The following is a 14,842-nucleotide window of genomic DNA, read 5'->3' as shown; positions in this document are numbered from 1 at the left end:
CGGGCCCGTGCACCCGGGTGTCGGTCACGGGCGGGCCCCAGCCCCGTCGGCCGGTGTTCCCGGCTCGTGGGTCGGCGCCCCCGGTTCATCGGCCGGTGTTCCCGGCCGTGTCAGGTCCTCCGGTGGTTCGGCCGGCCGGGCACCGGACCGTTCCAGCACGTCGACGGCCTCCCCCGCCCGCAGCGGGTCCACCGGCAGCGCGTGCCGCGCGAACCAGCGGGCCGCCTCCGGCGCGGGCGACGGGTCCGTGAAGGTCCTCCCCGCGTAGTCGTCGAGGGGCGGGTCGTAGAGGTAGCCGACGACGATCCCGCGCCGGGCCAGTGCCGCGATCGCCGCGTCCCGGTCCGCCACCAGCAGCGGCACCCGGAACAGCGGCTGCGCCCGGCTCCCCTCCCCCGGCCGGGCCCACCGGGTCGACAGCAGCAGTTCGGTGCCGTCCCGGCAGGCCCGGAGCACCTCGTCCAGCCGTCCGAGCCTGCGCCGGATCCGCCGCAACCGCAGCGGACCCGACCGCAGGCGGTAGGTGTGCATGTCGACGCGGACCCAGGGATCGTGCGCGGTCAGGTCCGGGGCCGCGCCGACGGCCGCGGCCAGTGCCTCCGGACGCAGCGGCATCCTGATCCCGTCGCGCTCCGTCAGCCCCAGCACTCCCAGCACCGCCCAGGCGGCCCGCCGCAGCCCCAGCCCCCGTACGGCGGCCTCGGCGTACGGCCGTAAGGTGTAGGCGAGTTCGGACGCCGCCCTGGACGGGGCGAGCAGCTCCTCGCAGCCGGCCCGCACCGCCTCGGCCAGGCTCGGGTCGGCGAGCGCGAGCATGCCGCCCGCCTGGGCACCGGCATGCTTGGAAAGGCTGAAGACGGAGGCCTCGCCCCAGGCCCCGACCGGCCGCCCGCCGACCTCGCTGCCGATCGCGTGCGCCCCGTCCTCCAACAGCGGGATGCCCAACGCGTCGCAGCGCGCCCGCAGTTCCGGCGCCGGGTCCGGGTTGCCGTACAGGTTCGTGGTCAGTACGGCGGACAGCGAGCCCCATGTCTCCTCGGGCACGGCGCCGATGTCGATGGACCCGTCGAACGGGTTCAACGGCGCCTGCACCGGCCGCAGTCCCGCCGCCAGCATCACGAAGAAGATGACGTCGTCGTTGACCGGCGACATCAGCACCCTGCCGCCCGGCGGGCACCAGTGGCGCAACGCCACGAACAGCCCGAACCTGCACGACGGCACGTACACGCATTCCCGGCCGAGCCGGCCGCGCATGGTCTCTTCCAGCCGTTTCGACTGCGATCCCGAGCGCGCCGAGCGCGGTCCGGCCTCCCCGATGGCCATCCGCCCCCCAGTGTGCCTTCGGAAACGCCCCCTCCCCGAGGCCTTCCGGCACCTGCCCAGAGTCGCCCCGTTCGCACCGCTCCGTCAAGATTGCCTCCCGTTCTGTGGATAACTTCCGGTACGTAAGAGGAAGCGGGGGGCGCCACCAGGTCGGCTCTGCCCAAGACCGCCGTGTCACCCGTAACGTGTGGCACGGCCACGGACACGTGGAGCACCTGCGCACACGAAAGCGAGGCAGCACCCGATGCCCCCCTTCGATGTCCCCGAGGGCGATCCCTTCGGCCCGCACAACCTGCCGTACGGCGTCTTCTCGCCCCCCGGTTCGTCGGAGCGGACCGTGGGCGTCCGGCTCGGCGACCACGTCCTCGACGCCGGTGCGGCGGCGCACGCCCTGGGCTCGCCGTACGCCTCCCTCCTCGCCCGTCCGACCCTCAACCCGCTGCTGGCGGCGGGCCGTACGGCCTGGTCCGACGTGCGGCGGGCGCTCACGGCGTGGGTGACCGTCCCGGCGCACCGGGAGACCGTGGAGCCGCTGTTCCACCCGCTGTCCGAGGTGACCCTGCACCTTCCCTTCGAGGTCGCGGACTACGTCGACTTCTACGCCTCCGAGAACCACGCCCGGAACGTCGGCAGGATGTTCCGTCCCGACGCCGCCGACTCCCTGACCCCCAACTGGAAGCACCTGCCGATCGGTTACCACGGCCGCGCCGGCACGGTCGTGGTGTCCGGCACCGACGTCGTACGCCCCTCGGGCCAGCGCAAGGCGCCCACGGACGCCGCCCCGGTCTTCGGGCCGTCCGTCCGGCTGGACATCGAGGCCGAGGTCGGCTTCGTGGTCGGCGTGCCGTCCGAGCTGGGCCGGCCGGTTCCGCTCGGCGACTTCCGCGACCACGTCTTCGGGCTCTGCCTCCTCAACGACTGGTCCGCCCGCGACGTCCAGGCCTGGGAGTACGTCCCCCTCGGCCCGTTCCTCGGCAAGTCCTTCACCACCTCGGTGTCGGCCTGGATCACCCCGCTGGACGCCCTGGACGAGGCCCGCGTCGCGCCGCCGGAGCGCACGCACGGGCTGCTGCCCTACCTGGACGACGCGGCCGAGGAACCCGGCGGATACGACCTGCGGATCACCGTCACCGTCAACGGTCACGTCGTCTCCGAACCCCCCTTCTCCACCATGTACTGGACGGCCGCCCAGCAGCTCGCCCACATGACCGTCAACGGCGCCTGCCTGCGCACCGGCGACCTGTACGGCTCCGGCACGGTGAGCGGTCCCACCGAGCGGGAACGCGGCTCGCTGCTGGAACTGACCTGGAACGGCCGCGACCCCCTCGAACTCCCCGACGGCAAGCGGACGTTCCTGGAGGACGGTGACGTGGTGACGCTGTCGGCCTGGGCGCCGGGACCGGACGGTGTCCGCGTGGGCCTCGGCGAGGTCACGGGACGGGTGGTCCCCGCCGTGTGACCCGTCCGGCCCTCACCGATCTCCGCCGGCCCCTGACTCACACCGCCCTTCGCCGTCATACTTGGCGTCGGGCGGTGTGTGCGTTCGCGCCGCGCTCCCCTCGTACTTCCCGCACGCCCCAGCACGACCCGAAGCCGCCCTCTTCCGACAGATCCGGAGCCCGTGGCATGACCGTCTGCCTGCTCCTGCTGAGCGTTGTCGCCGTGACGGCCGCCGTGCCCGTCCCCCGGGCGCTGACCCGGGCGAAGTGGCCGGAACGGGAACCGGTGGTCGCCCTGTGGGTGTGGCAGTGCCTGGTCGCCACCGTCCTGCTGTGCTGCGTCACGGCGCTCGCCCTGGGCGCCGCCGCCGTCTTCGGCACCGTCCGCGCCCAGCTCTTCGCCCCGGCCCCGCCCGCGGTCACCGCGGCGTACGACCTGTCCGCCGCCTCGCCCTGGACCATCGCCCTCACCGTGCTGCTGGCGTCCGGGGCGGCCTGGACGACGGCCATGCTCGGGCGGGAACTGGTCGAGGCCCGCCGCCGGCGCGCCCGAGCCCGGGCCCATCTACGGGAACGCGCCCCCGACCTGCCCGCCGGCCTGCCCTCGGCCCGCGGTCCCCTGCTGGTGCTGGAGGACGAGTACCCCGACGCCTGGTGGATGCCGGGCAGCCCGCCCCAGCTCATCGTCACCACCGGAGCCCTGCGGCGGCTCACCGACCACCAGCTCGACGCCGTCCTCACCCACGAGCGCGGCCACGCCCGCGCCCGCCACGACTGGCTGCTGCACCTGTCCACCGCGCTGGCCACCGGCTTCCCCCGCATCCCGTTGTTCGCGCACTTCTGCGACCAGACCCACCGTCTGGTCGAGCTGTCCGCCGACGACACGGCCTCCCGCCGCTGCGGCCACCTGACCACGGCGCTGGCGCTGATCGAGCTCAACCAGCACCGGGGCGTCCTCTCCTGCTCCTCCAGCCACCGCCTCCTCGGCGAACGCGTCGACCGCCTCCTGGAGCCCCCGCCCCGCCTGGACCGCCACCACCGGGCCCTGACCACCGCCGCGGCCGCCCTGGTCCCGCTCGTCCCGCTGCTCATCACCTTCGCCCCGGGTCTGACAGCCCTGCCGTAGCGCAGGCGCCCCCTGTGGGCAGTCGTGCCGCAGGGGCGATGGGGGCACCTCCCGCTCATGGGGGTCCCCCCGATCGAGCGAAGCCGAGAGTGGGGGAGGCACCCCGCAAGCGCCGGGCCGCGCAACCATCCCCCGCCCAGCCGCTGCTACCAGCCGTCAGGCTCCGGCTCCTCGTCCGGCCAGTCGTCCGGGCGACCCGAATCCTCGGACCCGGCACCGCCGTCCCCCGGCGCCGTCAGCCCGGCCAGTACGGCCACCACGCCCTCCCCGTACGTCGCCAGCTTCTTCTCCCCCACTCCGCTGATCCCCCCGAGCTCGCCCACCGACGTCGGCCACACCGTGGCGATCTCCCGCAGCGTGGCGTCGTGGAAGATGACGTACGCCGGGACGCCCTGTTCCCGCGCCTGCTCGGCACGCCAGGCACGCAGCGCCTCGAACGCGGGCTGGAGCTCCTCGGGCAGCTCGGCCGCCGCGGCCTTGGCCTTGCGCTCCCCCCGCCCCGAACCCGAGCCACCCGACCGGGAGGTCGCCGGCTTCTTCGGTTCCTTGCGCAGCGGCACCTCCCGCTCCCGCCGCAGCACCGCCCCGCTCGCCTCGGTCAGCACCAGCGTGCCGTACTCCCCCTCGACGGCGAGCAGCCCCTGGGCGAGCAACTGGCGTACCACGCCCCGCCACTCCGCCTCGGTCAGCTCCTCGCCGATGCCGAACACGGAGAGCTGGTCGTGGTCGAACTGGATGACCTTGGCCGTGCGCCGCCCCAACAGGATGTCGACGATCTGCACCGCGCCGAACTTCTGCCCGCGCTCCCGCTGCAGCCGCACCACCGTGGACAGCACCTTCTGCGCCGCGACGGTCCCGTCCCAGGTCTCCGGCGGGGTGAGGCAGGTGTCGCAGTTGCCGCAGCCCGCCGGGTCGGGGTCCTGGCCGAAGTAGGCGAGGAGCTGGCCGCGCCGGCACCGGACGGTCTCGCACAGGCCGAGCATCGCGTCCAGGTGCTGGTTCGCCCGCCGCCGGAACGCCTCGTCGCCCTCGCCGGACTGGATCAGCTTGCGCTGCTGTATGACGTCGTTGAGCCCGTAGGCCATCCAGGCCGTGGACGGCAGCCCGTCGCGCCCCGCGCGGCCCGTCTCCTGGTAGTAGCCCTCGACGGACTTGGGCAGGTCGAGGTGGGCGACGAACCGGACGTCCGGCTTGTCGATGCCCATGCCGAAGGCGATGGTCGCGACCACGACCAGGCCCTCCTCGCGCAGGAACCGCGCCTGGTGCGCGGCGCGCGTCCCCGCGTCGAGGCCCGCGTGGTACGGCACCGCCTCGATGCCGTTGCGGGAGAGGAACTCGGCGGTCTTCTCCACCGAGTTGCGCGACAGGCAGTAGACGATGCCCGCGTCCCCGGCGTGCTCCTCGCGCAGGAAGCTCAGCAGCTGCTTCCTGGGGTCCGCCTTGGGCACGATCCGGTACTGGATGTTGGGCCGGTCGAAGCTCGCCACGAAGTGCCGGGCGTCCGGCATGCCCAGCCGTTCGGTGATCTCCCGGTGCGTGGCGTGCGTGGCCGTCGCCGTGAGCGCGATGCGGGGCACGTCCGGCCACCGCTCGCCCAGCACCGAGAGGGTGAGGTAGTCCGGCCGGAAGTCGTGCCCCCACTGGGACACGCAGTGCGCCTCGTCGATCGCGAAGACGGAGATCTTGCCGCGCGAGAGCAGGTCCTGGGCGCTGTCCAGCCGCAGCCGCTCCGGTGCCAGGTACAGCAGGTCCAGCTCGCCGGCGAGGAACTCCGCCTCGACGACGCGCCGCTCGTCGAAGTCCTGCGTGGAGTTCATGAACCCGGCCCGCACGCCCAGTGCCCGCAGCGCGTCCACCTGGTCCTGCATCAGCGCGATGAGCGGGGAGACGACGACTCCCGTACCCGGTCTGACCAGCGCCGGGATCTGGTAGCAGAGCGACTTTCCGCCACCGGTCGGCATGAGCACGACGGCGTCGCCGCCCGTGATCACGTGCTCGATGACCGCTTCCTGCTCGCCTCGGAAGGCGTCGTACCCGAACACCCGGTGCAGCGCGGCCAGCGCCTCGCTCTCCGTCACTGTCATCCCGCCATTACCGCCCGTCACCGTGCCCCCGTGAGCCGTCCCTCGACCACTGCCTCCACGATAGGGGTCCGCACCGACAGCCCAGGAGTTGTCCACAGGCCGCTCACCCGACGACTTCGGCCCGGCACCCCCCGAGGGTGCCGGGCCGTCGTCGACGTGCCGGTGAGGACCGGATCAGCGCACGAACACTCCCGCGTCGCCCGCCAGCTCCAGGAAGTACTGGGGTGCGACGCCCAGGACCACCGTGACGGCCACGCCGACCCCGATCGCCGTCATCGTCAGCGGTGACGGCACCGCGACGGTCGGGCCCTCGGGGCGCGGCTCGCTGAAGAACATCAGGACGATCACGCGGATGTAGAAGAACGCCGCGATGGCCGACGAGATCACACCGACCACGACCAGCGGGGCCGCTCCGCCCTCCGCCGCCGCCTTGAACACGGCGAACTTCCCGGAGAAACCGGAGGTCAGCGGAATGCCCGCGAAGGCCAGCAGGAACACCGCGAACACCGCCGCCACCAGCGGGGAGCGCCGGCCGAGGCCCGCCCACTTCGACAGGTGCGTCGCCTCGCCGCCGGCGTCCCGGACGAGCGTGACCACCGCGAACGCGCCGATCGTCACGAACGAGTACGCCGCCAGGTAGAAGAGGACGGACGAGATGCCCGACGGCGTGGTCGCGATGACACCCGCGAGGATGAAGCCCGCGTGCGCGATCGACGAGTAGGCCAGCAGCCGCTTGATGTCGGTCTGCGTGATCGCCACGATCGCGCCGGCCAGCATGGTGACGATGGCGACGGCCCACATGACCGGCCGCCAGTCCCAGCGCAGGCCCGGCAGCACGACGTACAGGATCCGCAGCAGCGCGCCGAACGCGGCCACCTTGGTCGCCGCCGCCATGAAACCGGTCACCGGTGTCGGGGCGCCCTGGTACACGTCGGGCGTCCACATGTGGAAGGGGACGGCGCCCACCTTGAACAGCAGGCCCATGACCAGCAGCGCGGCGCCGACCAGCAGCAGCGCGTCGTTGCCCATGGTGTCGGCGAGCGCCGGGGTGACCTCCGGGACGGTGCCGTCGACGACCTGGGCGATCGTGGCGTACGACATCGAGCCCGAGTAGCCGTACAGCAGCGCGATGCCGAACAGCGTGAACGCGGAGGCGAACGCGCCGAGCAGGAAGTACTTGACCGCCGCCTCCTGCGACATCAGCCGCTTGCGGCGGGCCAGCGCGCACATCAGGTACAGCGGGAGCGAGAGGACCTCCAGCGCCACGAACAGCGTCAGCAGGTCGTTGGCCGCCGGGAAGACCAGCATGCCGGCCACCGCGAAGAGCAGCAGCGGGAACACCTCGGTGGTGGTGAAGCCGGCCTTGACCGCCTTCTTCTCGCTGTCGCTGCCCGGTACGGACGCGGCCTGCGCGGCGAAGGAGTCCACCCGGTTGCCGTGCGCCTCCGGGTCGAGCCGGCGCTCGGCGAAGGTGAACAGGCCGACCAGGGCCGTCAGCAGGATCGTGCCCTGCAGGAACAGGGCCGGCCCGTCGACGGCGATGGCGCCCATCGCCGCGATGCCCGCCTTGGTGGTGCCGTAGCCGTCCGCGGCGAGCGCCACGACCGCGGCGAAGGCCGCGACGAGCGCGACCACGGCGACGAACATCTGCGCGTAGTAGCGCGACCTGCGCGGTACGAACGCCTCGACCAGCACCCCGAGGACCGCCGCGCCGACGATGATCAGGGTGGGCGCGAGCTGCCCGTATTCGATCTTCGGCGCGTCGATCTTCGAGATCGGGTCGGCCGCCGTTGTCCACAGGCTGTGGACGGCTGTTGCGCTCACTTGGCCGCCTCCACCTCGGGCCGGGGATCCTTCTTCTCCACATCGGACATGGTGTGCTTCACCGCCGGGTTCACGACGTCCGTGACGGGCTTCGGGTAGACGCCCAGGAAGACCAGCAGCACGACCAGCGGCGCCACCACCGCGATCTCCCGCACCCGCAGGTCGGGCATCGCGGAGACCTCGGGCTTCACCGGGCCGGTCATCGTCCGCTGGTACAGGACGAGGGTGTAGAGCGCGGCGAGGACGATGCCGAAGGTGGCGATGATGCCGATCACCGGGTAGCGCGTGAACGTGCCGACCAGGACCAGGAACTCACTGACGAAGGGCGCGAGCCCCGGCAGCGAGAGGGTCGCGAGCCCACCGATCAGGAAGGTGCCCGCGAGCACCGGGGCGACCTTCTGCACACCGCCGAAGTCGGCGATGAGCCGGGAGCCGCGCCGCGAGATCATGAATCCGGCGATCAGCATCAGCACGGCGGTCGAGATGCCGTGGTTGACCATGTAGAGCGTCGCCCCGGACTGGCCCTGGCTGGTCATCGCGAAGATGCCCATGATGATGAAGCCGAAGTGCGAGATCGACGCGTACGCGATCAGCCGCTTGATGTCGCGCTGGCCGACCGCGAGCAGCGCGCCGTAGATGATGCTGACGACCGCCAGTACGAGGATGGCGGGCGTCGCCCACTTGCTGGCCTCCGGGAACAGCCCGAGGCAGAAGCGGAGCATCGCGAAGGTGCCCACCTTGTCGACGACCGCCGTGATCAGCACGGCCACCGGGGCGGTGGACTCCTGCATGGCGTTGGGCAGCCAGGTGTGCAGCGGCCACAGCGGCGCCTTCACCGCGAAGGCGAAGAAGAAGCCGAGGAACAGCCAGCGTTCGGTGTTCGTCGCCATGTCCAGCTCGCCGCTCGCCCGTGCCTCGGCGATCTCGGTCAGCGAGAAGTTCCCCGCGACCACGTACAGCCCGATCACCGCGGCCAGCATGATCAGACCGCCGGCCAGGTTGTAGAGCAGGAACTTCACCGCCGCGTACGACCGTTGGGTGGCCGCCGTCTCCTCACCGTGCTCGTGGGCACGGTCCCCGAAGCCGCCGATGAGGAAGTACAGCGGGATGAGCATGGCTTCGAAGAAGATGTAGAAGAGGAAGACGTCGGTGGCCTCGAAGGAGAGGATCACCATCGCCTCGACGGCCAGGATCAGGGCGAAGAAGCCCTGCGTCGGCCGCCACCTCCTGCTTCCCGTCTCCAGCGGGTCGGCGTCGTGCCAGCCCGCGAGGACGATGAACGGGATCAGCAGGGCGGTCAGCGCGATCAGCGCCACCGCGATGCCGTCCACGCCCAGCTCGTACCGCACGCCGAAGTCCGCGATCCAGGCGTGGGACTCGGTGAGCTGGTAGCGGTCGCCGTCCGGGTCGAACCGCACCAGGACGACGATCGCCAGGACGAGCGTGGCGAGCGAGAACAGCAGGGCCAGCCACTTGGCGGCCGTGCGTTTCGCGGCCGGTACGGCGGCCGTGGCGATCGCCCCGATGGCCGGGAGCGCCGCCGTCGCTGTCAGCAGAGGAAAGGACATCGGTATCAGACCGCCCTCATCAGCAGGGTCGCGGCGACGAGGACCGCCGCGCCGCCGAACATCGAGACCGCGTAGGACCGCGCGAAGCCGTTCTGCAGCCTGCGCATCCGCCCGGACAGGCCGCCCATGGAGGCCGCCGTGCCGTTGACGACCCCGTCGACCAGGGTGTGGTCGACGTAGACCAGCGAGCGGGTGAGGTGCTCACCGCCGCGGACCAGGACCACGTGGTTGAAGTCGTCCTGGAGCAGGTCGCGCCGGGCGGCCCGGGTGAGCAGCGACCCGCGCGGGGCGACGGCCGGCACCGGACGGCGCCCGTACTGGGCCCAGGCGACCGCCACGCCGATGACCATCACCGCGACCGTGGCGGCGGTCACCGTCATCGCGCTGATCGGCGCGTGACCGTGGTCGTGGCCGGTGACGGGCTCCAGCCAGTGCATGAAGCGGTCGCCGATGCTGAAGAAGGCACCGCCCGCGACCGATCCGACGGCCAGCACGATCATCGGGACCGTCATGACCTTCGGCGACTCGTGCGGATGGGGCGGCTCGTACTCGCCGCCGGTCCTGGCGGCGGGCTCCACGTCCGGCGCGGCCGGGGACGGCGTCGGCGCGTTGCGCCAGCGCTCCTCGCCGAAGAACGTCATCAGCATCACGCGCGTCATGTAGTACGCGGTGATGGCCGCGCCCAGCAGGGCGCAGGCGCCGAGGATCCAGCCCTCGGTGCCGCCCTTGGCGAACGCGGACTCGATGATCTTGTCCTTGGAGAAGAAGCCGGACAGGCCCGGGAAACCGATGATGGCGAGGTAGCCGAGCCCGAAGGTGACGAAGGTGACCGGCATGTACTTCCTGAGGCCGCCGTAGCGGCGCATGTCGACCTCGTCGTTCATGCCGTGCATCACGGAGCCGGCGCCGAGGAACAGCCCGGCCTTGAAGAAGCCGTGCGTCACCAGGTGCATGATCGCGAAGACGTAGCCGATGGGGCCGAGGCCGGCGGCGAGCACCATGTAGCCGATCTGCGACATGGTCGAGCCGGCCAGCGCCTTCTTGATGTCGTCCTTCGCGCAACCGACGATCGCACCGAACAGCAGCGTGACCGCGCCGACGATGGTGACGACCAGCTGGGCGTCCGGGGCGCCGTTGAAGACGGCCGCGGAGCGGACGATCAGGTAGACACCCGCCGTCACCATGGTCGCGGCGTGGATCAGGGCCGAGACGGGAGTCGGACCCTCCATCGCGTCCCCGAGCCAGGACTGCAACGGCACCTGGGCGGACTTGCCGCAGGCCGCGAGCAGCAGCATCAGCGCGATCGCGGTGAGCTTGCCCTCGCCGGCCTGCCCGGCGAGACCGGGCTCCTCCAGGGTGCCGAGCACCGGCCCGAAGGCGAAGGTGCCGAACCACAGGAACATCAGCATGATCGCGATGGACAGGCCCATGTCGCCGACGCGGTTGACCAGGAAGGCCTTCTTCGCCGCCGTCGCCGCGCTGGGCTTGTGCTGCCAGAAGCCGATCAGCAGGTAGGAGGCGAGACCGACGCCCTCCCAGCCGACGTACAGCAGCAGGTAGTTGTCGGCGAGGACGAGGATCAGCATCGCCGCGAGGAACAGGTTCAGATAGCCGAAGAAGCGGCGGCGCCGCTCGTCGTGCTCCATGTACCCGACGGAGTACAGGTGGATCAGCGAGCCGACGCCGGTGATCAGCAGGACGAACGTCATCGACAGCTGGTCGAGCCGGAAGGCGACGTCGGCCTGGAAGCCCTCCACCGGGATCCAGCTGAACAGGTGCTGCGTGACGGTGCGTTCCTCGGCGCCCTTGCCCAGCAGGTCGGTGAACAGCACCAGGCCGAGCGCGAAGGAGACGGCCGCGAGCAGCGTGCCGATCCAGTGGCCGACGGCGTCCAGCCGGCGTCCGCCGCACAACAGGACCACCGCTCCGAGCAGGGGCGCCGCCACCAGCAGCGCAATCAGGTTCTCCACGATTCAGCAGCCCCTCACAGCTTCATCAGGCTGGCGTCGTCGACCGAGGCCGAGTGGCGGGAACGGAACAGGGACACGATGATCGCCAGCCCGACCACGACCTCCGCGGCGGCGACGACCATCGTGAAGAACGCGATGATCTGGCCGTCGAGGTTGCCGTGCATCCGGGAGAAGGCGACGAACGCGAGGTTGCAGGCGTTGAGCATGAGCTCGACGCACATGAACACGACGATCGCGTTGCGCCTGATCAGTACGCCGGTGGCGCCGATCGTGAACAGCAGCGCGGCCAGGTACAGGTAGTTCACGGGGTTCACTTCGACGCCTCCTCGGTCCGCTTGAAGGTCGGCGCGTCGATCGCGGTGCGCTCCAGGCGCTCCTCCGCGCGCTGCTCCATCGCCCGCAGGTCGTTGATCGCCTCCTGCGACACGTCACGGATCTGGCCGCGCTCCCGCAGCGTCTTGCTGACGGTGAGCTCCGACGGGGTGCCGTCGGGCAGCAGGCCCGCGATGTCCACGGCGTTGTGCCGGGCGTACACACCGGGCGCCGGCAGCGGCGGCAGGTACCTGCCCTCGCGCACGCGCTGTTCGGCCAGCTCCCGCTGCGTCTTGGCGCGCTCGGTGCGCTCCCGGTGGGTGAGCACCATGGCGCCGACGGCCGCCGTGATGAGCAGGGCGCCGGTGATCTCGAAGGCGAAGACGTACTTGGTGAAGAGGAGGGCCGCCAGGCCCTCCACGTTGCCGCCCGCGTTCGCCTCGCCGATGCCGTTGAACTCGGTGATCGAGGCGTTCCCGATCCCGCCGATCAGCAGGATGCCGAAGCCGAGCCCGCACAGCAGGGCCAGCCAGCGCTGGCCCTTGATGGTCTCCTTCAGGGAGTCCGCCGCGGTGACGCCGACCAGCATCACCACGAACAGGAACAGCATCATGATCGCGCCGGTGTAGACGACGATCTGGACGACGCCCAGGAAGTAGGCGCCGTTGGCCAGGTAGAACACCGCCAGGATGATCATGGTGCCGGCGAGGCAGAGCGCGCTGTGCACGGCCCGCTTCATGAAGACGGTGCACAGGGCGCCGATCACGGCGACCGTGCCGAGGACCCAGAACTGGAAGGCCTCTCCGGTGGAGGTGGAGTAGGCGGCGAGCTGCCCGGTCATCGCCCGATCACCTTCTCCGACGCCGGTTCCTCCGCGCCGAAGGTCGAGGCGGCCTCCTGCACGGCCTCGCCCTCGGAGTGGGCGGCCTGCTGCTCCGTACCGGGCGCGGCCTCGGTCACCAGGCCCCGGTAGTAGTCCTGTTCGTCGGTGCCCGGGTACATGGCGTGCGGGGAGTCGACCATGCCCTCCTCCAGACCGGCGAGCAACTGCTCCTTGGTGTAGATGAGGTTGGCGCGGCTGGAGTCCGCCAGCTCGAACTCGTTGGTCATCGTCAGCGCGCGCGTGGGGCACGCCTCGATGCACAGCCCGCACAGGATGCAGCGGGCGTAGTTGATCTGGTAGACGCGGCCGTACCGCTCGCCGGGCGAGTAACGCTCCTCGTCGGTGTTGTCCGCGCCCTCGACGTAGATCGCGTCGGCGGGACAGGCCCAGGCGCACAGCTCGCAGCCGACGCACTTCTCCAGGCCGTCCGGATGGCGGTTGAGCTGGTGCCGTCCGTGGAAACGCGGAGCGGTGGTCTTCTGCTGCTCCGGGTACTGCTCGGTCAGCCGCTTCTTGAACATGGCCTTGAAGGTCACGCCGAAGCCGGCCACGGGGTTCAGGAAACCGGGCTTGGTCTCCTTGGGCTCCTCAGCCATCGGACGCCTCCTTTCCATCCGCGGATCCGACCGGAGATCCGTCACTCTGAGTATCGGGGGCACCACTGACAATCAGCTCCCGCTCCCGGCGCGAACGGCGTCGCGGCACCGGCGGCGGCTCCTGTCCCGGCAGCGGCGGCACGGGGAACCCGCCGCCCATGGGGTCGAAGGCGGGCGGGCCCTCGGCGGGCTGCCCGGCCTCCTTCCCCCTGCCGCGGAACAGGTCGGCGACGAAGGACAGCAGCAGGAGGGCGAGGACGGCACCGCCGATGTAGAGGGCGATGTCGGCGAAGTCGTAGTTCTCGTTGCGCAGCGCCCGCACGGTGGCGACGAGCATCAGCCACACCAGGGAGACCGGGATGAGGACCTTCCAGCCGAGCTTCATCAGCTGGTCGTAGCGCACGCGCGGGAGCGTGCCGCGCAGCCACACGAAGCCGAACAGCAGCGAAAGGAGCTTGCCGGTGAACCAGAGCATCGGCCACCAGCCGTGGTTCGCGCCCTCCCAGAACGTGCTGACCGGCCACGGGGCCCGCCAGCCGCCCAGGAAGAGGGTCACGGCGACGGCCGAGACGGTCACCATGTTGATGTACTCGGCGAGCATGAACATCGCGAACTTGATCGACGAGTACTCGGTGTTGAAGCCGCCGACCAGGTCGCCCTCGGACTCCGGCATGTCGAAGGGGGCGCGGTTGGTCTCGCCGACCATCGTCACGATGTAGATGAGGAAGGAGACCGGCAGCAGCAGGATGTACCAGCGGTCGGTCTGCTGCGCGACGATCGTCGACGTCGACATCGACCCCGAGTACAGGAACACCGAGGCGAACGCGGCGCCCATGGCGATCTCGTACGAGATCATCTGCGCGCAGGAGCGCAGGCCGCCGAGGAGCGGATAGGTGGAGCCGGAGCTCCAGCCCGCCAGGACGATGCCGTAGATGCCGACCGAGGCGACCGCGAGGATGTACAGCATCGCGATCGGCAGGTCGGTGAGCTGCATGGTGGTGCGCTGGCCGAAGATCGAGACCTCGTTGCCGGCCGGGCCGAAGGGGATCACCGCGAACGCCATGAAGGCCGGGATGGCCGCGACGATCGGCGCGAGGACGTAGACGGCCTTGTCCGCGCGTTTGACGACGACGTCTTCCTTGAGCATCAGCTTCACGCCGTCGGCGAGCGACTGGAGCATGCCCCAGGGGCCGTGCCGGTTGGGGCCGATGCGCAGCTGCATCCAGGCGACGACCTTGCGCTCCATGACGATGGAGATCAGCACGGTCACCATCAGGAAGGCGAAGCAGAAGACCGCCTTGAGGGCGATCAGCCACCAGGGGTCGCGGCCGAACATCGAGAGGTCTTCAGCGGCGAGGTACGGGCTCATGCCTCCACCTCCTCGGTGGCCTCGTCGGCGGGCGTCGCCGGGCCGATACGGACGAGTGAGCCGGGCAGTGCCCCGGTGCCGGAGGCGACGCCGCCGCCGACGGAGTTCAGCGGGAGCCACACCACGCGGTCGGGCATCTCGGTGACGGCCAGGGGCAGCCGGACCGTTCCACCGGTGCCGGTCACCGCGAGCAGGTCGCCGTCCTTGACGCCGGCCTCGGCGGCCGTGGCGGCCGACACGCGCGCACGGGCGGCGTGCCGGGTGCCGGCGAGCGCCTCGTCGCCGAGTTGCAGGAGACCGTGGTCGAGCAGCAGCCGGTGCCCGGCGAGCACGGCCTCCCCGGCGGCC

The 14,842-nt window shown here is 71.1% G+C and carries 12 protein-coding genes; 2 read left to right on the top strand and 10 right to left on the bottom strand.

Annotated elements, in window-relative coordinates; all coding sequences use genetic code 11:
- Positions 1–24 precede the first annotated feature (24 nt).
- Positions 25–1,323 (bottom strand): DegT/DnrJ/EryC1/StrS family aminotransferase, encoded by a 1,299-nt coding sequence (locus B7767_RS03465; RefSeq protein WP_085570810.1) that lies wholly within the window; start codon positions 1,321–1,323, stop codon positions 25–27.
- Between the two features lie 244 nt (positions 1,324–1,567).
- On the opposite strand from B7767_RS03465, the gene fahA reads away from it, so the two are divergent.
- A complete protein-coding gene (fahA, locus tag B7767_RS03460; RefSeq protein WP_085570809.1) occupies positions 1,568–2,782 on the top strand; it encodes a fumarylacetoacetase in 1,215 nt (404 codons plus the stop codon).
- A gap of 167 nt (positions 2,783–2,949) precedes the next feature.
- Positions 2,950–3,888 carry a M56 family metallopeptidase gene (locus B7767_RS03455; protein WP_085570808.1) on the top strand — a complete coding sequence of 313 codons (939 nt, stop codon included), beginning with the start codon at positions 2,950–2,952 and terminating at the stop codon, positions 3,886–3,888.
- A 146-nt stretch (positions 3,889–4,034) separates the two neighbouring features.
- On the opposite strand, the gene recQ is transcribed toward B7767_RS03455, so the two are convergent.
- The 9 genes from recQ to B7767_RS03410 form a co-directional block, all read right to left on the bottom strand.
- Positions 4,035–5,972, bottom strand: a complete 1,938-nt coding sequence (gene recQ / locus B7767_RS03450) for a DNA helicase RecQ (protein ID WP_085570807.1) — start codon at positions 5,970–5,972, stop codon at positions 4,035–4,037.
- A gap of 174 nt (positions 5,973–6,146) precedes the next feature.
- Positions 6,147–7,796: an NADH-quinone oxidoreductase subunit NuoN gene (gene nuoN, locus B7767_RS03445; RefSeq protein ID WP_085570806.1), complete on the bottom strand. Its 1,650-nt coding sequence runs from the start codon at positions 7,794–7,796 to the stop codon at positions 6,147–6,149.
- A complete protein-coding gene (locus B7767_RS03440) occupies positions 7,793–9,364 on the bottom strand; it encodes an NADH-quinone oxidoreductase subunit M (RefSeq protein ID WP_085570805.1) in 1,572 nt (523 codons plus the stop codon). Before B7767_RS03440 ends, nuoN begins: the two co-directional genes overlap by 4 nt.
- A gap of 5 nt (positions 9,365–9,369) precedes the next feature.
- Positions 9,370–11,334, bottom strand: a complete 1,965-nt coding sequence (gene nuoL, locus B7767_RS03435) for an NADH-quinone oxidoreductase subunit L (RefSeq protein WP_085570804.1) — start codon at positions 11,332–11,334, stop codon at positions 9,370–9,372.
- Positions 11,335–11,348: 14 nt separating this feature from the next.
- A complete protein-coding gene (gene nuoK / locus B7767_RS03430) occupies positions 11,349–11,648 on the bottom strand; it encodes an NADH-quinone oxidoreductase subunit NuoK (protein WP_004927567.1) in 300 nt (99 codons plus the stop codon).
- Positions 11,645–12,487 carry an NADH-quinone oxidoreductase subunit J gene (locus B7767_RS03425; RefSeq protein WP_085570803.1) on the bottom strand — a complete coding sequence of 281 codons (843 nt, stop codon included), beginning with the start codon at positions 12,485–12,487 and terminating at the stop codon, positions 11,645–11,647. The genes nuoK and B7767_RS03425 overlap by 4 nt, the downstream gene beginning before the upstream one ends.
- Positions 12,484–13,125: an NADH-quinone oxidoreductase subunit NuoI gene (nuoI, locus tag B7767_RS03420; protein WP_085570802.1), complete on the bottom strand. Its 642-nt coding sequence runs from the start codon at positions 13,123–13,125 to the stop codon at positions 12,484–12,486. The genes B7767_RS03425 and nuoI overlap by 4 nt, the downstream gene beginning before the upstream one ends.
- On the bottom strand, positions 13,118–14,494 hold the full coding sequence (gene nuoH, locus B7767_RS03415) for an NADH-quinone oxidoreductase subunit NuoH (protein WP_085570801.1): 1,377 nt from the start codon (positions 14,492–14,494) through the stop codon (positions 13,118–13,120). The genes nuoI and nuoH overlap by 8 nt, the downstream gene beginning before the upstream one ends.
- Positions 14,491–14,842, bottom strand: a 352-nt coding sequence (locus B7767_RS03410) for a molybdopterin dinucleotide binding domain-containing protein (protein ID WP_306297932.1), incomplete at its 5' end; no start/stop codon positions are given. The genes nuoH and B7767_RS03410, both read right to left, overlap by 4 nt.

Source organism: Streptomyces sp. 13-12-16 (assembly GCF_002114215.1).
Lineage (GTDB): Bacteria > Actinomycetota > Actinomycetes > Streptomycetales > Streptomycetaceae > Streptomyces.
Note: the sequence above shows the minus strand (reverse complement) of the source record. Positions and strands in the feature narration are given on the sequence as shown.